This window comes from Undibacterium sp. GW821-FHT07F11 (assembly GCF_059418665.1).
Genome location: NZ_JBWKQH010000001.1, coordinates 502,059 through 527,291, shown reverse-complemented (window position 1 = coordinate 527,291; position 25,233 = coordinate 502,059). Strand labels below are relative to the sequence as shown.

Annotated in this window: 19 protein-coding genes; 10 read left to right on the top strand and 9 right to left on the bottom strand. The window is 51.4% G+C overall.

The features are described from left to right. Positions 1-9 precede the first annotated feature (9 nt). Positions 10-1,809, bottom strand: a complete 1,800-nt coding sequence (locus AC07OI_RS02250) for a sulfatase family protein (protein WP_495256154.1) — start codon at positions 1,807-1,809, stop codon at positions 10-12. Between the two features lie 118 nt (positions 1,810-1,927). Here AC07OI_RS02250 and AC07OI_RS02245 point away from each other — a divergent pair, with 118 nt between their 5' ends. The 4 genes from AC07OI_RS02245 to AC07OI_RS02230 all read left to right on the top strand — a co-directional run bounded on the left by AC07OI_RS02245 (position 1,928) and on the right by AC07OI_RS02230 (position 7,258). Then, positions 1,928-2,821, top strand: a complete 894-nt coding sequence (locus tag AC07OI_RS02245; RefSeq protein ID WP_492704036.1) for a LysR family transcriptional regulator — start codon at positions 1,928-1,930, stop codon at positions 2,819-2,821. A 190-nt stretch (positions 2,822-3,011) separates the two neighbouring features. Then, the gene (locus tag AC07OI_RS02240; protein WP_110254571.1) at positions 3,012-4,187 is read left to right on the top strand and encodes an acetyl-CoA C-acetyltransferase; all 1,176 of its coding nucleotides are present in this window, start codon (positions 3,012-3,014) and stop codon (positions 4,185-4,187) included. A 381-nt stretch (positions 4,188-4,568) separates the two neighbouring features. Next, positions 4,569-5,720, top strand: coding sequence for a GGDEF domain-containing protein (locus AC07OI_RS02235; protein ID WP_495256153.1), 1,152 nt, complete (start codon positions 4,569-4,571; stop codon positions 5,718-5,720). A 68-nt stretch (positions 5,721-5,788) separates the two neighbouring features. After that, complete coding sequence (locus AC07OI_RS02230) at positions 5,789-7,258, top strand: serine hydrolase (protein ID WP_495256152.1); 1,470 nt, start codon at positions 5,789-5,791, stop codon at positions 7,256-7,258. Between the two features lie 122 nt (positions 7,259-7,380). Here the strand turns inward: AC07OI_RS02230 and AC07OI_RS02225 are convergent, their stop codons facing one another. From AC07OI_RS02225 to AC07OI_RS02200, 6 genes are all read right to left on the bottom strand, one after another. Beyond that, positions 7,381-9,792, bottom strand: a complete 2,412-nt coding sequence (locus AC07OI_RS02225; protein ID WP_495256151.1) for an alpha/beta hydrolase family protein — start codon at positions 9,790-9,792, stop codon at positions 7,381-7,383. Between the two features lie 149 nt (positions 9,793-9,941). Next, complete coding sequence (locus AC07OI_RS02220; protein WP_495256150.1) at positions 9,942-11,087, bottom strand: HupE/UreJ family protein; 1,146 nt, start codon at positions 11,085-11,087, stop codon at positions 9,942-9,944. Then, positions 11,084-12,268, bottom strand: a complete 1,185-nt coding sequence (locus AC07OI_RS02215) for a hypothetical protein (RefSeq protein WP_495256149.1) — start codon at positions 12,266-12,268, stop codon at positions 11,084-11,086. The genes AC07OI_RS02220 and AC07OI_RS02215 overlap by 4 nt, the downstream gene beginning before the upstream one ends. A 94-nt stretch (positions 12,269-12,362) precedes the next feature. Next, the gene (locus AC07OI_RS02210) at positions 12,363-12,626 is read right to left on the bottom strand and encodes a hypothetical protein (RefSeq protein ID WP_492704030.1); all 264 of its coding nucleotides are present in this window, start codon (positions 12,624-12,626) and stop codon (positions 12,363-12,365) included. A gap of 40 nt (positions 12,627-12,666) precedes the next feature. Beyond that, positions 12,667-14,169, bottom strand: coding sequence for a DUF4331 domain-containing protein (locus AC07OI_RS02205; protein ID WP_495256148.1), 1,503 nt, complete (start codon positions 14,167-14,169; stop codon positions 12,667-12,669). Between the two features lie 110 nt (positions 14,170-14,279). Next, complete coding sequence (locus AC07OI_RS02200; RefSeq protein ID WP_495256147.1) at positions 14,280-15,197, bottom strand: LysR substrate-binding domain-containing protein; 918 nt, start codon at positions 15,195-15,197, stop codon at positions 14,280-14,282. A gap of 118 nt (positions 15,198-15,315) precedes the next feature. Between AC07OI_RS02200 and AC07OI_RS02195 the strand changes: the two genes are divergently transcribed. Together AC07OI_RS02195 and AC07OI_RS02190 are read left to right on the top strand one after the other, a co-directional pair. After that, a complete protein-coding gene (locus AC07OI_RS02195) occupies positions 15,316-15,720 on the top strand; it encodes a tautomerase family protein (protein ID WP_495256146.1) in 405 nt (134 codons plus the stop codon). Between the two features lie 160 nt (positions 15,721-15,880). After that, positions 15,881-17,272 carry an RtcB family protein gene (locus AC07OI_RS02190; protein WP_495256145.1) on the top strand — a complete coding sequence of 464 codons (1,392 nt, stop codon included), beginning with the start codon at positions 15,881-15,883 and terminating at the stop codon, positions 17,270-17,272. A gap of 68 nt (positions 17,273-17,340) precedes the next feature. Here AC07OI_RS02190 and AC07OI_RS02185 read toward each other — a convergent pair whose 3' ends face one another. Then, positions 17,341-18,870, bottom strand: a complete 1,530-nt coding sequence (locus tag AC07OI_RS02185) for a peptide MFS transporter (protein WP_492704022.1) — start codon at positions 18,868-18,870, stop codon at positions 17,341-17,343. 485 nt (positions 18,871-19,355) lie between these two features. Here AC07OI_RS02185 and AC07OI_RS02180 point away from each other — a divergent pair, with 485 nt between their 5' ends. Together AC07OI_RS02180 and AC07OI_RS02175 are read left to right on the top strand one after the other, a co-directional pair. After that, the gene (locus AC07OI_RS02180; RefSeq protein WP_495256144.1) at positions 19,356-19,535 is read left to right on the top strand and encodes a hypothetical protein; all 180 of its coding nucleotides are present in this window, start codon (positions 19,356-19,358) and stop codon (positions 19,533-19,535) included. Between the two features lie 148 nt (positions 19,536-19,683). Further along, positions 19,684-20,082 (top strand): glutaredoxin family protein, encoded by a 399-nt coding sequence (locus AC07OI_RS02175; protein WP_492704020.1) that lies wholly within the window; start codon positions 19,684-19,686, stop codon positions 20,080-20,082. Positions 20,083-20,161: 79 nt separating this feature from the next. Here AC07OI_RS02175 and AC07OI_RS02170 read toward each other — a convergent pair whose 3' ends face one another. Further along, positions 20,162-22,120, bottom strand: coding sequence for a methyl-accepting chemotaxis protein (locus tag AC07OI_RS02170; protein ID WP_495256143.1), 1,959 nt, complete (start codon positions 22,118-22,120; stop codon positions 20,162-20,164). Positions 22,121-22,400: 280 nt separating this feature from the next. Here AC07OI_RS02170 and AC07OI_RS02165 point away from each other — a divergent pair, with 280 nt between their 5' ends. Together AC07OI_RS02165 and AC07OI_RS02160 are read left to right on the top strand one after the other, a co-directional pair. Then, on the top strand, positions 22,401-23,723 hold the full coding sequence (locus AC07OI_RS02165) for a M16 family metallopeptidase (protein ID WP_495256142.1): 1,323 nt from the start codon (positions 22,401-22,403) through the stop codon (positions 23,721-23,723). 4 nt (positions 23,724-23,727) lie between these two features. After that, positions 23,728-25,155: a M16 family metallopeptidase gene (locus AC07OI_RS02160; RefSeq protein WP_495256141.1), complete on the top strand. Its 1,428-nt coding sequence runs from the start codon at positions 23,728-23,730 to the stop codon at positions 25,153-25,155. The last annotated feature ends 78 nt before the right edge of the window (positions 25,156-25,233 follow it).

The window sequence follows — 25,233 nt, the reverse complement described above, 5'->3', positions numbered from 1 at the left end:
CCAGCTTGTTCAGGTTCCACGTTGATATAAAAATGCCGGTCCCGGCAAATCCCTGCCCAGATCGGCACCTACTTCGGCAGTGATCAGTACATTCAATCTACTGTTCAAGTCTAGCAACAAATCTTTGTATTGCTCGGGCTTTGCTGCCAGGTTGGTGATTTCATTTGGGTCGGTTTGCGTATCATAAAGCTCCAACTGGTTGCGTGTCGTCAGATTTTGCCAGTCGCGTGGCTGGTGATGATCGGCAGGTTTGAAATAGCGGGCAAATTTATAGCGGCCATCATGGATGCCACGGAACAAGGCCGGGTTGTCCAGGCTTGGCAGGAACTGGCCGCTTTCAAAACCGATGAAGAGCGAACTCAGCCGGTTATAAGTCTTGCCGGTCTTTGCACCTTTACGCGTAAATTCCGGGTCCATATACAAAGGAACGCCGTAATTAAACAAAATCCCTTTTTTATCGCGTTCTGTGGCCGCGCCAGCTGTGCCGATGGCGGCGCTGATGTCCAGACCTTTCAAATAGGGATATTTTTCAGCAGTTGCACGCGCATCCACACCAGCCATACCCAGAATGGTGGGCACCAGGTCCATGTGTGAACCCAATGCATTCGTCATCCTGCCACCGGCCACATCGGGGTGGCGCACGATAAAAGGCAGGCGCATGTTTTCCTTGTACATGAAAGGCCCTTTCTGGCGCAGCTTGTGCGCACCGGCCATCTCACCATGGTCTGAGGTATAGATGACGATGGTGTCCTTGTCCATGCCCAGCTTTTTCAGTGCCTGCAAGACGGTCAGGGCATGGCTGTCTACATCACGCACGCAATTGAAATAATAACTTTGATAGGCGCGCCAGGCAGCTTCATCGTGTGGATCGATATGACCATACAGCCAGTTGCACATTTCCATGTAAGAACTGGTGGCCCAGGGTTTGTCACTTAATTTATCCTGGTAATAACTGTCCGGCAAAGGCAGGTCCCAGTTTTTGTCGTAAACGCCGCCAGTGGGTGGGCTGGACAAGGGCGACAACATATTGCGCTGCTGCCGGCTGGCTACCTGTTTATCGCCAGTGCTGACATACATGACATCATGCGGATTAACAAAATTCACAGCCAGAAACCAGGGTTGCTTGCCGCGCATGTCACGCCCCTTGCTGCCCAGCCATTGCACAGCATTACTGGCGATTTGCCCGTCATAGCGGTAACCGGTCCAGGTAGCGCCGTGTGGATCGCCATCAAGGTTGTAGTCAGAAAAACCGTAAGGTTCCAATGCATTTTCGGTGCTGGGATAAGGACCATATACCAGGCCAGGGTCGGCACGCAGGTGGCTTAAATGCCATTTGCCCTTATAGGCCGTGTAATAACCCTGCGCCCTTAACAAATGTCCCAGGCTGGGCAAGCCATCTGCCAGTTTTGGGAAAGAGGGCGGCGCATCGACATTCGCTGTCATCAGGGTGTGCTGGGTATGCTGGCCAAAATACATATTCGAGCGTGAAGGCGAGCATGGCGTGGTATTCGCATGGAAATTCATCATGCCTGTACCTTGCTCCAGCAGCATTTCATGGGCGGACAAACCCAGGCCAGGCGGTAAGTCTTGCCAGTGACGTAACTGGTCATTCACGATCAGCAAGATATTTGGCCGCCGCTGGCGCAAGCTTGCGGCTGACATGGCAGAGGGCACTTTGGGTATGCTGCGCGGTCTGTGCTGCTTGTCGGCCACATCGCCAATGGCGGCACCCAGGCCTACCCCTGCCATCGCTGCCAGTACTTTTCTGCGACTGATGTTGCTTGACTGTTTGCCTGACTGATCTGCCATGTATGGTCTCCATCTGAGTTCTAAGCTTAAAGCAGTGTGTGTCACTTAAGCGCATACGTCCAGTGCATTATAATCATCGTATTGATACCTAAAAGGTATGATCTGTTATGGTCTGTACATGAACCTCAACAAGCTCAGACATGTCGTCGTGCTGGCAGAGCAAGGCAACTTTGCCCGTGCAGCAGACAAACTCAGCCTTAGTCAACCTGCATTGAGCCGCAGCATTTCAAGCCTCGAAGATGAGTTGGGCATGCGCCTGTTTGACCGTGATCAGGCTGGTGCCACAGCCACTACCGCCGGCAGGCAACTGGTTGTACGTGCCCGTGATTTATTGTATGCGGCAAATAACCTCAAGCAGGAAATGGCACAACTGCGCGATTGCGAAAGTGGCCAGATCGTTTTTGGTGCCGGTCCTTTTCCCGCCGCCAGTTTTTTACCCGGTGTTTTGACGGAATTGGCGACCGCCTATCCACGCATGCGTACCGTGCTGGAAGTGAATAATAGCGACACTCTGATGGAACACCTGCTGGCAGAAAAGCTGGAATTCTTCATCGCTGACACCCGTACCCTGAACCCCAACAAGCATGTGAACACCAGGCCTTTGACGCGCCAATTTGGTGGCCTGTATTGCCGCCGTGAGCACCCACTGACGCAGAAAGCGGTACTAAGTCTGCAAGACTTGCAAAACGCCAGTTATGCCAGTGTATATCTGGCAGACATTTTCCTGTCATCCATGCGCAAGGCTCTTGGCCTGGAACCCGGCCAGGATCTGCCTATGGTCACTACTTGCGACAATATTTATGTCCTTAAGCATGTAGTCATGAACAGCGATGCCATCCTCTTGTGTACTCAAGCAGCAGTAGCAGCAGAACTCAAGTGCGGTGAACTGGTCGAGCTAAAAGTCGATGGCTGGCAAGCCATCCACGCAGAAATTGGCGTGGTCAGCCTGGCAAGACGCAGCCTGTCGCCGATGGCAGAACTGGTATTGGCCAGGGTCGCTGCACATGTATAAACCGCATGGTTTTGAGCAGGATCAAGAACCAGACATGGCAAAACACCATCTTTTTTAAAGCCCGAGAACTCAGGCGGGCGCGAGCAGTGGTAAGCTAGAGCATGTATTCTATATGCAGGCGCATTTGCAATAATTCAGCAGCATTCATTTGACCATCCCTGCCCTCAGGGACAAAACCAGGAGAATTCACATGCAAGACGTGGTAATCGTAGCTGCAGGCCGTACTGCAGTAGGCAAATTTGGTGGCTCTTTGGCAAAAACGGCTGCTTCCGACCTGGGTGCACATGTCATCAAAGCCCTGCTGGCGAAAACCGGCCTGAGCGGTGACCTGATCAGTGAAGTCATCCTGGGTCAGGTACTGACCGCTGGCGTAGGCCAGAATGCTGCGCGCCAGGCAGTTATCAGAGCCGGTTTGCCAGACATGGTGCCTGCTTTCACCATCAACAAGGTATGCGGCAGCGGCCTCAAAGCCACCCACCTGGCAGCACAAGCCATCAAGGCTGGCGATGCTGACATTATCATCGCCGGTGGCCAGGAAAACATGAGCGCTTCGCCACACGTATTGAATGGTTCACGCGATGGCTTCCGCATGGGCGACGCCAAACTGGTTGATACCATGATCGTCGATGGTCTGTGGGATGTCTACAACCAGTACCATATGGGCATCACCGCAGAAAACGTCGCCAAGAAATACGGCGTCACCCGTGAAGAGCAAGACTTGTTTGCCCTGGCCTCACAAAACAAGGCAGAAGCCGCGCAAAAAGCGGGCAAGTTCAAGGATGAAATCATTCCTTTTGAGCTGGTCAGCAAAAAAGGTACAACTGTTTTTGATACTGATGAATTCATCAAACATGGCACTACGCTGGAATCTTTGGCATCCCTGCGTCCAGCTTTCGACAAGAATGGCACTGTGACTGCCGGTAATGCATCCGGCCTCAACGATGGTGCCGCTGCTGTCATCATGATGACAGCCCAAAGAGCCGAACAACTGGGTTTGCCAGTATTGGCCCGCATCAAGGCTTATTCTTCTGCTGGTGTCGATCCAACCATCATGGGTATGGGCCCGGTACCTGCCGCCCAGCTCTGTCTGAAAAAAGCAGGCTGGACACATCAGGACCTGGACCTGATGGAAATCAATGAAGCCTTTGCCGCGCAGGCCATCGGCGTCAACAAGGAAATGGGCTGGGACACCAGCAAGATCAATGTCAACGGTGGCGCGATTGCGATTGGCCACCCTATCGGCGCATCCGGTGCCCGCATCCTGGTCAGCCTGATCCATGAAATGATACGCCGCGATGCCAAAAAAGGCCTGGCGAGTTTGTGTATCGGTGGTGGTATGGGCGTGGCGTTGGCGATAGAACGCTAAACTGCACTGAGCCTGAGCCATATAGCTCAGTTTCAGATTGCCAACCCCGCTGGGATTATCCAGCGGGGTTTTTCTATTGTGGGAGTGATAAAAAATATCTACCTGGCTTTTTAGAAAGCGGCTCACATCTGTTAATGAAAAAAGTGAAATTTAGTCATTTATTTCTTCAAAAATGCAAGCAATCATCCATTTGATTGTAATTGACCGCTTTATTACGTGTGGTTCCGGGGCTTAAATTCATGCCCTTGTTATACTTGCGGGCTAATATATTAGTGCGACTAAATGAACTGAAATAAGTGAACTGAACCGCAAAGCGCCTGGTGTACTTATTTTGTTTATGCGTGCTCATCACATGATGCTCTCAAAGACCTCTCCGCATTTATGCTCCCTGAAATCAATCTGGCCACAGTCCTGCTACTGCACGAAACTTCACTCTTTGTCGGCGCACTTGCTTTTTTGTACTTACGAAAACAATTAGTCTCGGCGAAAGGTCTGGGCTTGTTAGCCATTGCTTTTATTGCCTTGGCTGTCGGGGCAACGATTGCAGGTCTCGGTGAAAATGTGAGTCTGCCTTATTGGCTGTGGACACACCTGAGCCTTTTCCTTGGCACTTTGGGATATGCGCTTTTTTGGGCCGGACTGAGCGAATTAAGCGGGCGGCGTGGCTGGCAGAAAAACAAGCTGGTACTGCTAGTGCCAGTGGGCCTGACTTTACTTGGATGGATGACAAATTTCCCAAGTCAAAACGTTTTGCGGGCCAGCGTCTTTCATATGAATGCAGTTATTTTTTTGATGCTTGCCGCATTGAAAGTCCGGCGTGATTACCGTAGTGAGGCACTTCCTGTTCGCCGCTTATTGGCTGTAGCACTGCTCCTGAGTGCGCTTGTTTATACTATCAATCTGATTAGCCTGATCTCTGGGACGACCTTCATCTTTTCTATCGCAGAGATGTTCCTGCTGCAGATACTGCTGAATTTCGGCATTGCCTTGCTGACTGTTATTTTGGTCAACGAGCGTACTGAACGGCACTTGAAACTGATGGCACAGACAGATCAATTAACAGGCATAGGAAATCGCCGCTGGTTCCTGGATCAGCTTCCAGAAAATATATGCCAGGATATGGCAGTAATCATCATGGACCTGGACCATTTCAAACAGATCAATGACCGTTTTGGACATGCCGTGGGGGATCTGGTTTTAGTGGAGTTTTCGCGTCATGTCAGTGGCACCTTAAGGGAACGAGATGCCTTTGCACGATATGGCGGCGAAGAATTTGTACTCTACTTCCCGCAGATATCGGTGTCTGAGTTGACGGCAATCGGCAAACGCTTATGTCGGGAAGTCGAGTCTCTGACAGTCATGAGCCAGAGTGTCCGCGTCGCAATGACAGTCAGCATGGGCGCAGCATTTGCGACTGGCAAGAATGATACCTGGAACCAGATTCTGCACAGAGCCGATCTTGCACTCTATGCTGCCAAGAAAGCTGGCCGGAATCGTTTTCTTATTGATGAGTCCACTAACGTGCGTTGCTAATATTGCACACCCCGTGCTAGAGTCGCCCCGATCCAGACCACGTCTGCCACGAATTGGATTCAAAACAAATGAAGAAATTCCTCGCTTCCTTAGCTTGCCTGTCATTGCTGTGTTGCCTGATGCAGGCAAGGCTGGCAGTTGCTGACGATGCTGCTATTGATACACATATAGCCCGCATAGAAAATGGCCTGTTACCGCAAACCGTGATCAAGGGCAGGCCAGTACAGCCCATGCGTTTGTCTGAGCGCATGGAGGCACTCAAGGTACCAGGCATCAGCATCGCTCTCATCAATCAGGGCAGGCTCGAATGGGCGCGTGGTTATGGCTACGCGGACGTGGCCAGCAAGCGGCCGGTGACTGCCGAAACCCGCTTCCAGGCGGCATCCATCAGCAAGTCGGTGACAGCCATGGCAGCATTGGCACTGGTGGAACGCGGCACCCTGAATCTGGATGCTGATGTCAATCAACAACTGGTGTCATGGAAGCTGCCTCGCAATGCATATACAGACAAACAAGCGGTCAGCCTGCGAGGGTTATTGAGTCATACCGCAGGAGTGAATGTGCATGGTTTCGAAGGCTATGCCTACAATGCAGAGCTGCCATCCTTGTTGCAAGTGCTGGACGGTAAAAAGCCCGCCAATTCTGCCGCTGTCATGGTGACGGCTTTACCCGGCAGTGCCTGGCGTTATTCCGGTGGCGGGTATTCCATAGTCCAGCTGTTGATGATGGATGCTACGCATGAAGACTTTTCTGCCTTGATGAAAAAAAACGTGCTCGGCAAGCTGGGCATGGACCATAGCAGCTATGAATTACCTGCCAACTGGCAGGCAATCACGGCGTCTGCCTACCTTGCTGATGGCAAGCCTGTGCCTGGCAACTGGCATCGTTATCCTGAGCTCGGGGCTGCGGCTTTGTGGACCACACCATCAGATCTGGCACGCTTTGTCATCGAGATACAGCAAAGCAGTGCAGGCAAATCGAACAAGGTATTGTCACAAGAAATGACCAGGCAAATGCTGACGCGCAGCAAGCTCAGTGATTATGGTCTGGGCCTGTTTTTAGGTGAAGCCAAGGATGAGCATGAGAGCTTTGGCCATAGTGGTGGTAATGTGGGTATACGCACCATGTTCACCGCCTTTACCAGTACCGGACAAGGTGCTGCTCTGATGACAAATAGCGATAATGGCATGGAGCTGATACAGGAAGTCTTGCGTGCCATTTCTGCAGAATACGGCTGGACTGATTACAAGGTAGTAGAGAAAGTCGCTCTCGCTGGTGATGCCGCAGAATACAAGAAATTTGCCGGTGAATATCTCGTCGCTAATTTTCCTGTCGTGGTGACAGCCGACGGCGACCGTCTGTACGTCAAGGCAGATCCCCTGGGTGCTGGTCAGCAGGAACTTTTCTCAGGTGTGAACGGTAGCTTCTTTATGCTTAATAACAGGATTGCAGTGCGCTTTGAAAAGAACGCAGATGGTGTTGTGACCAGCCTGGTAGTTGAGGGTGGGAACAGCTCAAGCGGCAAGAAGATCAAATGACAGTCAGTTTGCATGAGGGCGCAAGCGAGTATGCATGGTAGCGAAAAAAATCCCGGATTAATGATCCGGGATTTTTTTCAGCCATGGCGCTCACTACTGGAGTCATTGAATCTTCGTTACGCTTATTTCTTCAGGCATTTTTCCAGGAACTGATCCTGTTCCCATAACAGATGCATGATGTTTTCCTTGGCAGCATAGCTATGGCTTTCCTTGGGCAGGATCACCATGCGTACCGGTGCACCCAGGCCTTTCAAGGCCTGGAAATAACGCTCGGTTTGCAAGGTGAATGTGCCAGGGTTATTGTCGGCTTCACCATGTACCAGTAACATTGGCGTCTTCATTTTGTCGGCACTCATGAAAGGTGACATCTTGTTGTACACCTCGGGGCTTTCCCAGTAGTTGCGCTGTTCACTCTGGAAGCCAAAAGGCGTCAGTGTGCGGTTATAGGCACCACTGCGTGCGATACCGCAGGCAAACAGGTTTGAATGTGTCAGCAGATTCGCAGTCATGAAGGCACCGTAAGAATGGCCACCTACCGCAACACGCTTGCGGTCTATGTAACCCAGTGCGTCAACCGCATCGATTGCAGCTTGCGCATTGTCCACCAGTTGCGGGATGAAGTTATCGTTAGGCTCGGTTTTGCCTTCACCGATGATGGGGAAGGCTGCATCATCCAGCACAGCATAACCGCGCGTCACCCAATAAATGAATGAGGCATAGCCGGGGAAAGTGAACTGGTTTTCATTATGCTTGCTTTGTCCGGCCGAATCCTTGTCCTTGAATTCTGCCGGGTAAGCCCAGATCAGCAAAGGCAGTTTCTCTTTCTTTTCTTTATCGTAGGCTGGTGGCAGGTACAGGGTGCCTGACAATTCCACGCCATCCTTGCGCTTGTACTTGATGACTTCTTTCGAGACATCCTTCAGGCCCATGAAGGGATTCTTGAATTGCGTCACTGGCGTGAGCTGGTTGCCGCCCTTGATATTACGGAAGTAGTAATTCGGATATTCTGTCTTCGATTGTATCTGTACCAGCACGTCTCCTTTTTTGACATCTTCTATCGAGACTATGCTTTCTATCTTGTCGGTATAGGTGGACTGATACAGACGGTTCTTTTTCAGGCTGCTCAAATCCATTTCATCGATGAAAGGGAACTGGCCTTTTTTAGTGTGACCAGCACCCAGCAGATACGCCTTGTTATCTTCTATCGCCAGCACACGGCGATGGTACTGGTTAAATTTGGTTTCAAAACGGCCAGGATCAGAATAGATATCCTGCATATTGCGGTCAGAAATCACACGTGCTGCTTCTGCCGGATTGGAAGGATTAAACAGATAGGCCTTGGTATTGCGCGTGTCATACCAGCCATCAGTGACGACGGCCAGATTATCGTTACCCCAGACGATGCCACCATAGCGCTGCGCGACTTTTACCAGTGAGGTTGCGGGTTTGTCGAAAGGCGCATCCCAGGAAAACACTTCATCACGGAACTCTGCCTTATTGGCCGGGTCGCCACCGTCAAGCGCCTGCACATAACTCAGACTGGCTGCTTTGTCAGCGCGCCAGGCCATATAGCGTTTGCCAACAGGGACAGCACTAAAACCCTTGGGAATGATTTCATGCAAGGGCGTTTCATTGACGACCTTGATTTGCTTGCCGTTGACATCACTGACGATGGTTTTTGAAGGAAAACGTTGCAGCGGGACGATGTAAGAAAAAGGTTTTTGTATGGTACTGATCTGCAGATATTTACCATCAGGCGAGAAGCTGACATCGGCAAACATATCAGCCTTCTTGAACAGGCTGCTCTTGCCATTCAGGCTGATTTTATGCAGCTCGGAAGTTGTCAGGTTTTCGAAGTTACTCTCGTCATTCTGGTTTTTTAACAGATCGGCATAAGTGCGGTTCTGTGAAGTCGCACCGCTTGAAGTTGAGATGATAGGGCCGCTGGGCAAGTCCTTGCTGGCATCCAACAGGGCAGGACGGTTTTTGGGCAAGACCTTGATCAGCAGGCTTTCGCTATCGCGGTACCAGTCAAATGGCGTGCCCAGATTGGCATTCAGATTGGCTTCTGTCAGTTTTTTCGCCGTTGCTGTTTCCACGTCTATGACCCACAGCTCGACACCCTTGGCAGCGGTATTGGTAAAGGCGATTTTCTTTTCATTCGGCGACCAGGTCAGGTGACTGATCAAAGGATTTTCGGGTAAACCCTTGACCTGCACTTCTTCAGTGGCGTCGACTTTGCGCAACTTCAGATTATTGACATAGGTAAGGGTGCTGGAAATATTCGTGACAGGATTAATGCGCAAACCAGCCAGACGCATTTCTGTCTGGTTCAAATCATTCAATGATTTATAGGTATTGCGATAACTGAGCAACAGCGTCTTTCTATGGCTATCCATGCTCACTACCGGGGCGCGCTGGAAGTCGGCCAGGTCCAGTATGGCTTGTGGTGGTTTTTGATAGTTCAGATTTTCTTGCGAACCAGCATTGGCACTCAGCGCGGCCAGCAATAGCAGACTCAGTTTGCTTTTCATTAATATCCTCGGTTGAACTTTATATAAATCGGCAAAGGTCGAAATTGTTTATTCTAGCACCGCAATATATAAAAAATGCGCAGTTTTCTTCGCATATTCATAACCAAACGAATATGAAAAGAAAGTGGCAGAGGACAGATCCGCAGCCCCTATGAAATCAGGCGCATGTTAAAGGCACGCTCAACAAACCACACCAGGGCAATGAGGATGATCAACCCTGAACCTACCTGCACAACGGCACGCTGATACAGCCAGTGACGGCGCAGCAGATAAGCCAGAGGAAAAAAGCCTGCCACGATGGTCAACTGGCCGATTTCCACGCCCAGATTAAAACCGACCAGTGCCAGCGTCAATGCTGATTGTGGCAAACCAAGATCAGCCAGTACACTGGCAAAACCAAAGCCGTGGATAAGCCCAAAAATAAATGCCACCAGCCAGCGCTTACCCTGGAAAAGCGGGATCAGATTATTCAGCGCTGCCAGGATGACAGATGCCGCAATCGCTGACTCTACCAACCGTGAAGGCAGGGCCACGAGGTTCAGGGCAGCCAGTGTCAGCGTAATCGAATGGGCGACGGTAAATGCCGTGACGATTTTCAATACATCGATCATTGCTGCTTTAAAGCTGCTGGCTGCTTGCCATTTGCCTGCTTTTAGCACCAGTACTGCCGGTAACAATAGCGACAATAAAAACAGGATGTGGTCAAAGCCTATCCAGATATGCCAGATGCCATGGAAAATATAATCGCTGAACTGCTGCCATTGATTGACCTCGGCCACGACAAATTCCTGACTGGCCTGCTCGGGGCTGAAGATAGCGGTAGTTGTTGCATCCTTTTTGTTGACCAGGCGCAGCAAGCCCTTGTGCTGGGTATCCAGATCAAAAAATAATTGATACTGCACTCTGATTTTTTCAGCATTGCAAGTGCTGTCGAACATCAATACGGTATAAGCGCCGTCGCTGTGCTGGTCTATCAGTTGTTGTCCTGCTGTCAACGGGCATGGCTGCTCACCCGCAGTGATCTTCAACCTGGCCAGTGCATAAGCGGCGATGTCAGCATGTTTGTTGTGCACTTCGTCCCAGGTCAGTTCGCCATTTCCGTCTTCATCCAGGCCTATCGCAAAATCCAGGTCGCGCAAGGCGATATCCCATTGACCGTGGATACCGGCCTGGTCTGCCTGCAGAATAAGGTAGCTATCACTGGGTTTATGGGCATGGGTAGGCAGGCTGAACAGACTGAATAGCATTGCCAGCATAAGACGGCGCGCCAGTTGATGCATGGTGCTGAGCATCATGACTTGACTCCCAGTTTGGCGAGTATGGGATTCAATGCGATGTCCTGCAGTTTGTTTTGAGTCATCCATGCCAGGGCCGGGCTTGCAGCCTCAGGCTCATGTACTGCGGCTGCTTCCAGCAGGATGCGCAAGTCTGCGGTTTCTTTTTGTATTGCCCAATTCAGTTGCGCCAGTTTCAGGGCAATTGCCGGGCGCTTCTTTAATTGCAATTCATAGCGTGCCTGCTCGCGCTGGTGCACAGTGTCGCCACGCAGCATGGCAGCTTCAAAACGTTGATCCAGCAAGCTGATTTGTCCCGCTGCCAGAGGGGATTTTTGCGCTTGCAAGGCCAGCGCATAACGCAGCAACAAGGCGTCGATTCTGGTCTTGTCTTTTAACAGCTTGACGACTTCAGCAGGTCTTTGCTGATCCAGCAAAAAATCTGCATAAGAGCCCAGCAAGTAACTGTCAGGTTCTGCCAGTGACAGAGCTGTCTGATACCAGGCTTCGGCTGCTTTGACATCGCCCAGTCTGGCAGCCATTTCTGCCAGCAGTGTCGTGACCCAGATTTTTGTACCTGCATCGCTATTGGCATCTTTTTCGTACTTTTTATAGGCAGCAGCAAGCGCTGCATAGCTGTTGGCCGCGTCCCCATTCAGGCTGCCAACATTATGCAAACAGGTCAGCGTGACCAGTTCAGTCGCGAGAGGATAAAGGTGCATGCAACTGGCTTTGGCCTGGGCAAACTGTCCTTGTACCTGCAAGACAGTGGCGCGGGTCAGCCAGGCCTGGGCATTATCCCTGTCCTGCTTCAATACACTGTTAAGGTCAAGCAAGGCTTCAGAAAATTGATGCGTGCTTTGCAGTATGGTGGCACGCAATACCAGTACAGGTATCGGCGGATTTGGCAGGCTCCACCAGGGTTTCAATACTGCCTGTGCATAGCCAAGGTAACGCGGGTCACCATCATTGCGGGCGGCATTGATATAGGCTTGTGCCAGTTTGCTGGCAATGGCAGTGTCAGTTGGCTTTGCTGCCAGGCGCTTGCGCAGTTCTGCAAATGCACGCTGGGCAGGGTCTGTACGCGATGGCAATTGTTCCAGCACCTGTTTGCCATTGCCGGGAATAAACGGCGTCGCCTGTGCATTAAAGGCAAGGTTGGCAAAGATCAGCAGCGCAGATAAAAAACGAGACAGGTGCATATTCTTTTAAATCTCCAAATTCATGGGCGGGCTCAAGACATACAGCAAATAAAATGTCCTGAGCCCGCAACTTCAGTTGGCTGCAACTATCCACCTAGTTGACACTAACAGGTTCTGTTGCTTCTGGCGCCGTGACGACTGCTGCATCGATGGACTGTGGTTCTGCTGTATCCGCTGCGCCGAACAGGTTCAGCACATATTGCGTGAAGGTATCGATGACCGTGGGTGTGGTCGTCCCTGTTCCAGTGCCAGTACCGGGTGTCGTGGTACTGGTTGGCGGACTTGAACTGCCGCCACAGCCTGTCAACATGAGCGTCAGCAATGCACCGGCGATCAGATAAGAATGTCTTGCTTTCATGATTGCTCCTTGAGTATGGTGTACAAAATGACTGATACGTTTAACGTTTCAGTGCGCCAGCCACAGGGGTTTTCAGGTAAGGGAAGGCATTGTCGGTGTAGCTGCTGTCGAGATAGGCACCGTCTGTGAAATCGATACTGCCCGCTGGTGCATCGGCTGGTACGCAGCCTATGCTGAGTGTGCACAAACGTCCCATGACCACGCGCAAGGCAATGTCCACCACATCATCACCAGGACGGCGACCGTTAGGGAAGCCAGCGCTGTCCCCGCCAATCACACCCAGGCGGTTTTGCGTTGCACTGACCGGCGTTGTGGTATTCAGGCGCAGCATTTCAGATGGTGTGACCGTTGCTGGTTGATTGACGCCCTTGATACCCGTCAGGAAAGCTGCCACCAGATCATTACGCGGGAAGTTGGTTGGTGCCTTGACGCCAGCGCTGCCAAACAAGACTTCCACCAGTGCAGGCAGGGTAGGGTTGGTCACATAGTTGATGAACTGGGCATCACCACTGGGTTTGCTGTGGTTGAACTGATCCTTGTCCTTGAGGCCAATCACGACTTCATTCACCAATGGCATACCCAGACGCGATACCTGCGTCCATGCGCCACCTTCCTTGGATGCTGCACCCGTGCTGCTTGGCGTAGGATTGATGGCACGACCCTGACGCAAGCTGGCCGTGGTCCAGCCACCAATCACGGCTTCTTTACCATTGGTCAGGCAACTGGTCGGTACTTCCATTTCTATTGCCGTGACGTTCTTCATGGCCAGGTCATCATGACCGGCTTTCTCTGCATTCGGATCAAATGCTGTAGCAGGTGCCTTGATATTGATCAGGTCAAAAGTTTCACCCAGGTTGACGACGAAGGGGTCTTTACGCTGGCCGACAAAGACTTTGCCTGGTGTCGTGCAGCCCGGGATATTGACAGCAAACACATGCTTGGCGGCATAGCCTGCATAGTCAGGAATGGATTTATTACCGATATAGTCAATTGGCTTGTCAAAGGTGGCGGAGCCAGTATTGGCATTAGTCACGGCCTGGCGGGTACCGGTACGGCGGTCGCCCGTCACCATGGTGACGGTGTAGGTTTCACGTACATTCAAACCCGCCGGATTGACACCATCAATCGCACCGCCATTGATGACCAGAGGAATGGAGACTTTCTTGCCGCCCACGGTGAACTGTGCGTCATTATTGGTATTGCTGAAGCGGAACTGGAAAGTCAGGTGCTCTTTGCCATCGCCGACATTGTCGATATGGATTTCATACAGCGCATCCGGATCCATGGAGAAATAATTCGGGCCTCCGTAAGAATCCTGCAGGGGCGAGTAATTGGCGATCAATGTGGTAAATGCCGCGCGGTTGGCTTCATAGCTGCGGAACATATAAAAATCAGCCGCATCCACTTTTGGGTGGCGTGTAATAAAGGGTGCTTCGCGATGGCTGGATGCCTGTGCCGGCAGGGCGGCGATGCCGCTTATACTGCCTGCAGTGACCAGGGTGAGCAGAATTTTTTGCTTGAACTTCGATGTTACTTGTCTCATGACCAACTCCTGAAGTGTAGGAAAAATGACCGTCGAAATTTAAAAAACTTTACGGGCACTGTTCTTACGCAGGAGATTTGGTTTTGGATGCAATTATTTAAAAATAATGTTTATTTCAGCTTGTCACCCGGCAATGGGCTGAGTGCGGCCTGGTTTTGCAGCCAGTTGCAAAACAGGTCCAGCTTTTTATCTTGCTTGCGGCTGCGCCGTGCCACATAGCGATAAGTGCTGGCACTAAAACCGAGGGGGGCGACCAGCCTGCCACTGCGGATATCATCTATCACCAGATGCCAGGGGGCAATACAGATACCCAGGCCAGCGATGGCAGCTTCCAGCGTAAAGTAATAGTGCTCAAACTCCCTGCCTTCTGCCACAGCGATTGTGCAACCAGCTGCCTGTTCCCACATTTGCCAGGCATTCGCTCTGGTGTGGGTGTGCAGTAAGGGTTTCCCGGTCAGGTCAGTTGCTGCAGTGATGCTGATACTGTTTGCCAGCGCTGGTGAAAGTACTGGCCCCAGCCATTCCTGGAACAGCGGCAAGATTCTGTCCCGGTCGTCTGAATTTGCACTGGCTTCATCCACGCTGATCAACAGGTCGTAGCGTTCATACTCAGTATCTGGCGCAGCGTAGGGACGACGGTCAGTGGAGCTTAGCCTGACGTCGATGTCGGGATATCTGGAATTGAAATCATACAAACGTGGTATCAGCCATTTCACCGTGAAAGTATTGAAGCAGCAAATGTCCAGCGTGCCGTTATTGTCATTGCGCACGGCATTCACTGCAGTGTCCATCTGGTCAAAGGCGGCTGTCAGTGCTGGTAATAGCTGCTGGCCCATGGCGCTCAGTTGCGGGCGGTTCTTGGAGCCTTCAAACAAGACTGTACCCAGGCTTTGCTCCAGTTGTTGTATCTGGCGGCTGATGGCGCCGGGTGTCACCGCCAGTTCATCGGCAGCGGCAGTCATGCGCCCCAGCCGGGCAGCGGCTTCAAAGGCGCGGAGTGCATTCAGGGGTGGCAGGCGGCGTTTCATTATTTGAGTTTATCGCACATACAAGCGAATGAATATCGATTTTCTTCCAATGCATTTCCTCTCAGAATGCTGTTTGCCATTTTACATTTCAATCAAATTCATTTTCAGGAAATATCACATGCCATTCATCCGTACCCATGTCAGCAAGAACACCTGCCAGGAGCAACGTCAGGCTATCGTCGAAGGCATACACCAGGCGCTGGTGAGCAGCATAGGCATGCCACAAGACGAGTTGTTCAATCTCGTCAGCAGCTATGAGGCAGAGGATTTTTTCTATAGCCGCAGCTTCAACGGCGTGGCGCGTTCAGACAAACTTGTGGTCATCGACATCAGCCTCAGGCGCGGCCGCAGCGACGCCATGAAGCGTGATCTGTACGCTCACATTGCAGAAAACCTGGCAGCAAATGCGGGTGTGGCCAAGGCCGATGTTTTCATCTTCATGCATGAAAACGACTATTCCGACTGGTCTACAGGCAACGGCAAATTTGCCATGGCGCTGGTGCAGCAGGTGGCTGCTGGCTGAAAAGCGAGGGATGCTGGCAAGAGACATCCCCCCGCCAAATTGTTTGCAGATTCAGCAATTTTAGTTATACTAAAAATCTTCCTCTTGGCGCTGCTGCTAGAGGTACAAATGCCCCCGAATCGCCGGAGGCTCACCTGTACTTCAAATTTTGGTAGCAGCCATGACTTCTATATCTCGTTTACAAACGGCCCTGCAAAGACAGGGCATCCATGTTGAACATGCCAATGGCATATTCCAGCTTCATCATGAACATGCGCAGGCAACAGTCTTATTGCCTGACACTCTTCCATTGGAAGAAAAAGCAGTAAAACAATTAATGGCTTTTGCCGCAGTCAAATTAGCAGACGGCCATCATGCAGTCTGCAAGGCCTGTGCAACGCCAGACTTTCATCCCGGCAGCATTGCACCGGTAGGTTCCATCGTTGCCACCGATGCAGGCTTTGTGATTCCCGCGGCCATAGGCACCGACATCAATTGCGGCATGCGCTTGTTGACCACCGGGTTTAATTTGTCCCAGGCAAACCAGCATAAGCCTGCATTGATACGGCAGTTGCAACGAGTCTTGCTGGAAAATGGCCGGGATGTGCCTGCCCACGCCAAAGCCTTTGTTGCACTCAGCGATGCCGGTCCTTCTGCTTTTCTGGACAGCTTGCCTGATAGTGGTATCTGGGCCACAGCCGACCGTGACCGTCTGCAACAAGAACTTGCTGTCTGTATAGGCTTGCAGGAATTTGGCGGTGCCAGTCGCTATGCACCTGAGGCCTGGTTCAACCGCGATGGCATCGTGCGTGACCCCAGCCTTGGTACGCCAGGTGGTGGTAACCACTTTGTCGAACTGCAGATCGTCGATGCTGTCTTCGACCGCCATTTGGCATATCGTGCTGGTCTGTCCAAGGACGATATCGTCGTCATGATGCATAGCGGTTCACGCGATGTAGGCTTCTACGTTGGCCAGCGCTGGATGGACAGGGCCAGGGCAGAATGGCCTGTCGGTCTCAAACATCCTGAGTCTGCCTTGTATGGACTCAGTGGGGAACTGGCTGAAGAATATCTGCAAGCCATGGGCGTGGCAGCGCGCTATGCCTGGGCCAATCGCATGGTATTGGCAGAACTGGTCAGGCAGCAATTGCAGGTGGTGCTGGGTCATGCCAAATCATCGCTGATAGTGGATGTACCTCACAATGTCATCCTGCGTGAGCATGGCATGAACATCCACAGGAAGGGTGCAACCCCGGCAAGGGAAGGTGACCTGGCCCTGATACCCGGCTCCATGGGTGATGCCAGCTACCTGGTAGAAGGACTGGGCAACCCTGACTGGTTATGGTCTTGCAGTCATGGTGCGGGTCGTCGTGTACGCAGGCAGGACGTGCGGCGTCTGCGTCATGATAATGCCGACGCCAGCTGGCAATGTGTGACTCTCAGGGAAGAGCGCAAGGTAGAAGAAGCACCGCAAGCCTATAAACCCATAGGCCCGGTGATAGAGGCGCAAGAGACCGCAGGCCTGATCAAGGCAACAGTCAGATTGAAACCCTGGGTGACATTCAAGGCTTAAAGTAATCTGCCATAAAAAATCCCCGCGCAATCATCATTGGGCGGGGATTTTTCTATGCAGCGCGCAGTTTAGTGGACGCCGTGCATTTTTCTTTCCATCCACTTGTTCAACATCATCAGAACCAGGCCAGCCCCGATAGGTATCAGCGTGAAGATCAGGAAGAAGACTGACAGTGAATAAGTTTCAGAAATATGGTCGATATAACTACCGGTGAACCCAGCCAGTTTGTTGGCAATCGCCGTATTGAGGAACCAGACACCAAACATCAGGCCCAGCAAACGTGGTGGCGCCAGTTTGCTGATATATGACAAGCCTACCGGAGAAACGCAAAGCTCACCCATGGTATGGAAGAAGTAAGCAGCGATCAGGAAGACCATGCCTACACTTGCTGTCTTGGCACCGGCAGGGATGCTGGATGCGCCATAGGACAAGGCGGCAAAGCCCAGACCCAACAAGATCAGGCCCACACCAAATTTGACCGGGCCACTCGGGTTCCAGTATTTTTCCCACATCTTGGAAAACATCGGTGCCAGGATCACCAGGAAGAAGGAGTTCAACACACCAAACCAGGTAGCAGGTACACTGGATTGATCAAGTCCAAATTCACGGCGCAACATCCAGATCACCAGCACCCAGATCAGGCCTATGCAAAGTACCAGCAAGGCATTCGATAACAGATAGCGTTTTGCCGTACCTGCAAACAATTTGATCAGCAGCCAGCTCAGGATGATGGTCGGGATGACTGTCATCAGGCTGTTGACGATCTTGAACATCATGCCGCTGGTACCAACCAGTGCACGGTCGGTATAGTCAGCAGCGAAAATCGTCATCGAACCACCGGCTTGTTCAAACGCAAACCAGAAAAAGATGGTGAAGAAAGAGAAGACGCAAATTGCTTTGAGGCGGTCAGCGACGATATGCGGTTCAGCTTCTTCCGCCGCAACCACGTCCGTACTTTGCTGGGATTTTGCCAGGCCGATATCACCAAAGATACCCTGGCCAAAATAGAACTGGATCGCACCCAAAATCATGAAGGCACCGGCCAGGCCAAAGCCCATAGGCCAGGAGATATTTTCACCGATATAACCGCACAACAGGATGCCGAAGAAAGCGCCAGAGTTCACACCCATATAGAACAGGGTATAGCCACCATCACGGCCACCTTCATTTTCCTTGGTATACAACTGGCCAACGATGGCAGAGATATTTGGTTTGAACAAACCGGTACCGGCAACCACCAGGCCCAAGCCCGTATAGAACATGGCCGGGGTATCAAACAACAGGCAGGCATGTCCGGCAGCGATGATGAAGCCACCCAGGACGACGGAACGACGGCTGCCCAGTATCTTGTCGGCGATATAGCCACCAAGGATAGGGGTCAGGTACACCAGGCCAGTGTACCAGCCATACAGGGCCGTTGCATCGGCACGGCTCCAGCCCCAGCCGCCTTTGGCTGCCGTGGTGACCAGGAACAGCACCAGCAGGGCGCGCATGCCGTAGTAAGAAAACCGTTCCCACATTTCTGTAAAGAACAGGACGAACAAGCTATCCGGGTGTCCCAGAATAGTGTGTGCACCTGGCGTTTGAATTTTGTTCAAAGTGCTCTCCAATAATTATTTTGTATAAAAGTCGCAGCTGGCCGCAAAATTTTTTTCAATGCGTACCTGTAAATGATGTGAATTGAGTCAATTCGGCGCGTAGCTTACCACGACAAAAATCTCATATAAAAAGACATATGCTGCGCCGCAGCAAAAAATGCTGTGCTGATTTCCACTAGCAACTTTATTCAGGATGTCGCCATCCCCCCTCTGAAGAGCTGGCTCTTGTTAATAAAATAAATGGTAAAAAAGCAAAATTTCTGTGCAGGTGCAATAGTTAAATAATGTTAAGTCAAATATATTTGATGGTATTATTTTGTCGAATTAATAATTATAAAAAAGCATGTTACTAGATTGTCTTGATAAGAAATGCAGAGAAGACGATAGCCAAAACTACCTTGTGTCATAAAACCGGGCATTTGATCTGGGGGCGAATGTTCCGGTGCTGTTAGGTTCCCCCCATTCAATAAATCAGGAGACTTTAGATGTTTAAATCAACAACAAAAAAATTGATCGCTCTGGCATTGGCAATTGGCTGCAGTGCTGCATTTGCCTATCCTCCACCGTTCTATTTCTGCAATAAGATCTGCATCAAGGAAGGTCCGCGTGGCTCTGAGGCTTGGGCCGCCTGCATGGAGGATTGCCTCAGCGGTTATCCGGAGTAATGATTTTGTGAAGCTTGGCTAAGCTGATGCCACCCAGTTTGTATGCGGGTGGTCTGGCATGGCTGCTCCACGGCAGTGATCAGCAACAGGCTGGTCACTGCTTACATGAAAACCTTGTTCATCAAATCCCGTTTATCTGGAAGACAGTATGAAAATAGCAAAGACGATACTGAGCTATGCGCTCATCATTGCGGTAGGATTGTTGATAGGCTATGTTGCACCGCGTCTTCCCATGTGGTTGAAACCTGCTTATCAGGAAGCTGATTATTCGGCCCACTTCCAGAATACCAACAGCAAAGTCCTGATGTATGGCACGGCCAGCTGCAGTTTTTGCAAAAAAACGCGGGCTTATTTTGATGAAAATAAAATCGAATTCGTGGACCTGGATGTAGAGAAATCTCCTGCCGCTGCGGCCAGACATGCAGAGCTGGGCGGTGAAGGTGTGCCAGTCATCATCATAGGCAAGCGCATGATACGTGGTTATCAGCCTGAAGTATTTGCTGAGGCTTTGCAGGCCATGGCAAAGGTGCAGACTGCGGCAAAGTGATGCTGAAAAAAATGGACATCAAACACTGGTTTTGATGTCCATTTCTTGTTACTGATTTACTGTACAGCGCGATTAGAAATTAATTGACCTTGAACACCAGCAATGCCTGCCACAATTTCTGCGCTTCTTCTTTCAACGATGCCGCTGCCGCCGCAGACTCTTCCACCAATGCTGCATTTTGCTGGGTCGTCTGGTCCATCAAGCCTATCTCATTCGTGATCTGCGCTATGCCGTGACTTTGTTCGGCAGAGGCACTGGAGATTTCATTGAGTATCGTGGAGAGGCCCTCTACCGATGCCAGTATCTCGGTCATGGTTTTACCTGCATGGCCAACCACTTCCGAGCCCATATCCACTTTGGCGATCGAGGTTTCTATCAGTGACTTGATTTCTTTCGAGGCGACAGCGCTGCGCTGGGCAAGGTTGCGCACTTCTGACGCCACCACGGCAAAGCCGCGACCCTGTTCGCCAGCCCTGGCAGCTTCGACTGCAGCATTCAGTGCCAGGATATTGGTCTGGAAGGCGATGCCTTCTATGGCTGCGATGATGTCAAACATCTTTTTCGATTCGGCAGAGATGCCCGCCATGGTATTGACTACCTTGTCAACCTGGGTGCTGCCGCGTTGCGCTGTTTGTGCGGCAGAGACCGCGAGCTGCCGGGCTTGCTCGGCATTGCCGGCATTTTGTCTGACGGTCTGGTTCAGGCTTTCTACACTGTTGGCAGTTTGTGCCAGTGATGAAGCCTGGTTCTCGGTTCTTTGCGAAAGATCGATATTACCCATGGCAATTTCGCCAGATGCGTTCGAGACGAACTCGCTACTGTCGCGTATATGCGTGACCATGACGGTCAATTGCTGCTGCATGCCATGCAAGGCATACAACATGCTGCTGCGGTCGCCGGGTTTTAGTGTCACTACTGTGGTCAGGTCACCTTCTGCCACGCTTCTGGCAATATTGACGGCGACATCAGGTTCACCACCGAGAGGGGCGATTACCAGTTTGTTGATGACGAAACTGAGGATGGCCGATACCACCAGCACGCTGAAGATACCAATCAGGATCGCGGTATTGCGCAGATAACGCACGTCGGCCAATATTTTATTCTCTGGCACGCTGATGACAAATGACCATGGTGTAGTGGTGGCACCTATCTGCACCGGAACATAAATGCGGCTTACCGTCGTCTGCATGGTGCTGTGCTCAAAGCTGTCACTATAAGTCTGGCCAGCTTTGATGGCCGTCTTGGCAGCTTTTGCAGCGGCGCTGTCGCCGATGTTCTGTCCCACGTTTTTTGCATCAGCATCGCCGATATAGATACCGTTATTAGAAATCAGGCTGGCATAGCCGGTTTCATAAGGATGGATTTTGCTGACATCTTCCTGGAAGCCTGCTACCGGCAAATCTACCGTGACTGCGCCTATGACCTGGCCCTTGGCCTTGACCGGGACAGTGACTGTAGTCATGAATACATCCTTGCCAGCGATCTTGTACATATACGGTTCGAGCAAGACTTCATTGCCACTCTTCTTGGCCAGCAGATAATAGTCGCCTGCACCTTCTTTTTCGTAATCCGTCAGGGCTTCAACCTGGGTCTTGCCGCTGCCACGGTTCCAGTAGGGCAGGTAGCGGCCAGTGGCGTCATGGCCCTCCTTGCCAGCGTATTCGCTGTCCTTGCCATCGAAAGCATTGGCTTCCCATATCGTGCCTACGCCGGTAAATTCAGGATGGCCTTCCAGCACGCTCTTCAGTAACAGGTCGACACTGGCGCGCTCTGCCTTGCCGCTGGCTTGCATGGCAGCCAGTTCAAACGCCAGGCTGCGTGCTGCATGCAGGGCCAGGTTGATGCGCTCCGCCACCTTGCCTGCATTATTGATGGCCAGTTGTCTGGCGTATTGCTGGGCTGACTCCTGCTGCATGCTGCCAGCCTGCTTGGTCAGCAGGCTGATGGTGACGGTAAAACCTGCCAGCACCATAGCCAGCACAGCGAAGAGCATTTTTGCCCGCAAACCAAAGCGGGCTGGGGATGTCGTTAATGTCATGATTCTTAGCCTTGCGTGTTTTCCAAGCAGAAGTGTCTGCAATGATGTGAATGATATGACGGATTAAGGCAATCTTGCCGCAGTGAATAAATTACCTGGTGTAAGAGTGGTTATTTGCAACGATTTTGCTTGCCAGTATGACAAATTAGGGTAAATATCTGCAGTCTTTAGAAATCTTTATATATCCAGAATATTTTTGATCAGAACTAGAGACGGTATTCTCTGTCATAGCTCAGGGATCAGCACCCGCAATCAATAAGCATACAAGGGAGAAAATGCAATGAAGTGGAAAACCATGGCTGCCGCAGGCGGTCTTTATCTGGGCATGATGGCGGGGACGGCCCAGGCCGTTACAGTTGAACAGGTAAAAACTTTTACGCTGCCAAACGGCATGAAATTCCTAGTGTTGGAAAACAGTACAATACCAAATGCGAATATGTACACCTACTGGAAAGTCGGTTCGCGCAATGAAGTGCCAGGCATCACCGGTCTCTCGCATTTTTTTGAACACATGATGTTCAATGGCTCGAAAAAATTCGGCCCCAAGCAATTTGACCGCACCATGGAAGCCAACGGCGGTGCCAATAATGCCTATACCAGCAATGACCTGACGGTGTACCAGGACTGGTTCCCAGCCACAGCCCTGCCTACCATTTTTGATCTGGAAAGCGATCGTATCGCTAATCTCAGCATAGACCCCAAAATGGTCGAGAGCGAGCGCGGCGTGGTCTTGTCCGAGCGCAGCACCGGGCTGGAAAACTCCAATCTGCGCGCCCTGTGGGGCGAGGTGTACGCATCTGCATTCCGCGCCCATCCCTATTCCATTCCGACTATCGGTCATGAATCCGACATCAAGGCCTGGACGCAAGATGACTTGCAGCGTTATTTCAATGTCTATTATTCCCCGAACAATGCAGTGGCTGTCATCGTTGGTGATGTCAAGGCAGCAGAAGTGAAACGCCTGGCAGAGCAGTATTTTGCCAATGTGCCACAGCGTGCCTTGCCGCCTGTCGTGCGTACGGTGGAGCCTGAGCAAAAAGGTGAGCGCCGCGTGTTCGTGCGCAAGGAATCTGCCACTGCTGCCAATCTCATGGTTTCATACAAGATGCCTGCGACCAGCCATCCTGACTACTATGCCTTGAATGTCATCGCCAGCATACTGACTGATGGCAAGACTTCGCGCATGTATCAGGCTTTGGTGGATCAGCGTCTGGCAACCCAGGTCGGTGCCGACCATGGCAAGAATTTTGACCCTGGCCTGTTCAATTTCTTTGCCGTTGCTGCCAACAAGGTGCCTGCCGCCAAGGTCGAAGCTGCATTGCTGGCCGAGATAGACAGGCTGGTCAAAGACGGTGTCACGGCAGATGAATTGCAAAAAGTGAAAAACCAGAAACTCCTGAATTTCTACCGTGCCCAGGAAACCATCAATGGCAAGGCTGCTCAGCTAGGTGAATATGAAATGTTCTTTGGCGATTACAAGAAACTCTTTGACGCACCGGATGCCTATCGCAAACTGACTCCTGCAGATATCCAGAGTGTTGCCGCCAAATACTTTAAAAAATCACAAAGAACAGTAGGCGTGCTCGCCGCTGTGGAGGAATAAGAAGATGATCAGTATAAAAATAATTAATAAAAGAATTCTCGCCTGCAGCCTGGCCGGCCTGACCAGCGTGAGTTTGCTGGCAGCGAACAGCCAGGCGGCTGAATTCCGCCTGCCTGCTTTTGAAACCACCAAGCTGCCCAATGGCCTGACTGTGTATCTGATGGAACGCCATGACGTGCCCCTGATTGCCGTGCGCGCCGTCGTCAAGGCTGGTGCAGTCAGCGATGCTGGCAATGCGGGCTTGTCCAACCTGACCGGTGATGCGCTGTTATTAGGCAGCAGCAAGTTTGATAAAAAGACCCTGGACCAGAGCTTTGATTTTCGTGGTGGCCGTATTTCCAGTGCGACGACGACAGAATCCACTTCCCTGAATGCAGACTTTGCCAGTGCCGATGTGAATGTGCTTTTGCCCATCTTTGCCGATGCCATTTTGCATCCCTCATTTGAGGCGGAAGAATTCGGCAAGCTGCGTTCGCGTACTGTCGATGGTTTGAAGCAGGCCAAAGAAAGCCCGCGTAATGTGGTGCAAACCTATTACCGCAGCATGTTGTTTGGTCATGGTGCGTATGCCAACCCGGTGGCAGGTACGGTCACCAGCGTGACGGCACTGCAACCCCAGGATGCCAAAAAATTCCATCAAAGTTATTACCGCCCTGAAAATGCGGCGCTGGTGATCGTCGGTGACTTCAAGCCCAGCGTCATGCGTGCCCAGCTGACTAGCTTGTTCGGTTCCTGGAAAGCCACTACTGCCATGCCTGCAATTGCTGCCAATGGCAAGGTTGAAGCAGACAAGGCCCGCGTCTGGCTGGTCAACAAGTCAGATGCTGTCGAAACCACTTTCCTGTTTGGCGGCAAGGGCATTGCCCGTAATGACCCTGACTATGTACCTCTGCAAGTCATCAATACCATTTTGGGCGGGCGTTTTACTTCCTGGCTCAATGATGAATTGCGCGTCAATTCCGGTTTGACTTATGGCGCCAATAGCAGCTTCTCACCATTGGCTGAGACGGGCAGCTTTGCCGTTTCCAGTTTCACTGCCACGCCCAAGACAGAGGCAGCGCTCGCATTGGCAGCCAAGACTTATCAGCGCCTGTGGGACAAGGGTATTGATGCCGCTACCCTGGAATCAGCCAAGGCCTATGTCAAAGGGCAATTCCCGCCACGTTTTGAAACCAATCAGCAACTGGCTGGCTTATTGGGTGAAATGTTTGTTGCCAAAGTAGGACGTGAACAAATTGACCATTTCATGCGTGATGTGGATGGCCTCAACGTAGACAAAGCCAAACAACTGGTGGACAAACACTTCCCACGCGACAAGCTGCAAATGGTATTGATAGGCAAGGCCGAAAGCATACGCGGTATTGCTGCCAATTATGGTGAAGTCACTGAACTCGACATTACCGCCAATGGTTTTGCACCAGGCGCAAAATAAGCGATTAGCGATATGGAGCCCTAACTAAGCTGTAAAAAGCCTGTAAAGCGCTTACAATGCAATAAAAACTCCGCCCCA

Coding starts and splice junctions, on each gene's coding strand:
- AC07OI_RS02250 (WP_495256154.1), bottom strand. CDS start 1,809: ATGGCAGATCAGTCAGGCAAACAGTCAAGCAACATCAGTCGCAGAAAA.
- AC07OI_RS02245 (WP_492704036.1), top strand. CDS start 1,928: ATGAACCTCAACAAGCTCAGACATGTCGTCGTGCTGGCAGAGCAAGGC.
- AC07OI_RS02240 (WP_110254571.1), top strand. CDS start 3,012: ATGCAAGACGTGGTAATCGTAGCTGCAGGCCGTACTGCAGTAGGCAAA.
- AC07OI_RS02235 (WP_495256153.1), top strand. CDS start 4,569: ATGCTCCCTGAAATCAATCTGGCCACAGTCCTGCTACTGCACGAAACT.
- AC07OI_RS02230 (WP_495256152.1), top strand. CDS start 5,789: ATGAAGAAATTCCTCGCTTCCTTAGCTTGCCTGTCATTGCTGTGTTGC.
- AC07OI_RS02225 (WP_495256151.1), bottom strand. CDS start 9,792: ATGAAAAGCAAACTGAGTCTGCTATTGCTGGCCGCGCTGAGTGCCAAT.
- AC07OI_RS02220 (WP_495256150.1), bottom strand. CDS start 11,087: ATGATGCTCAGCACCATGCATCAACTGGCGCGCCGTCTTATGCTGGCA.
- AC07OI_RS02215 (WP_495256149.1), bottom strand. CDS start 12,268: ATGCACCTGTCTCGTTTTTTATCTGCGCTGCTGATCTTTGCCAACCTT.
- AC07OI_RS02210 (WP_492704030.1), bottom strand. CDS start 12,626: ATGAAAGCAAGACATTCTTATCTGATCGCCGGTGCATTGCTGACGCTC.
- AC07OI_RS02205 (WP_495256148.1), bottom strand. CDS start 14,169: ATGAGACAAGTAACATCGAAGTTCAAGCAAAAAATTCTGCTCACCCTG.
- AC07OI_RS02200 (WP_495256147.1), bottom strand. CDS start 15,197: ATGAAACGCCGCCTGCCACCCCTGAATGCACTCCGCGCCTTTGAAGCC.
- AC07OI_RS02195 (WP_495256146.1), top strand. CDS start 15,316: ATGCCATTCATCCGTACCCATGTCAGCAAGAACACCTGCCAGGAGCAA.
- AC07OI_RS02190 (WP_495256145.1), top strand. CDS start 15,881: ATGACTTCTATATCTCGTTTACAAACGGCCCTGCAAAGACAGGGCATC.
- AC07OI_RS02180 (WP_495256144.1), top strand. CDS start 19,356: ATGTTTAAATCAACAACAAAAAAATTGATCGCTCTGGCATTGGCAATT.
- AC07OI_RS02175 (WP_492704020.1), top strand. CDS start 19,684: ATGAAAATAGCAAAGACGATACTGAGCTATGCGCTCATCATTGCGGTA.
- AC07OI_RS02170 (WP_495256143.1), bottom strand. CDS start 22,120: ATGACATTAACGACATCCCCAGCCCGCTTTGGTTTGCGGGCAAAAATG.
- AC07OI_RS02165 (WP_495256142.1), top strand. CDS start 22,401: ATGAAGTGGAAAACCATGGCTGCCGCAGGCGGTCTTTATCTGGGCATG.
- AC07OI_RS02160 (WP_495256141.1), top strand. CDS start 23,728: ATGATCAGTATAAAAATAATTAATAAAAGAATTCTCGCCTGCAGCCTG.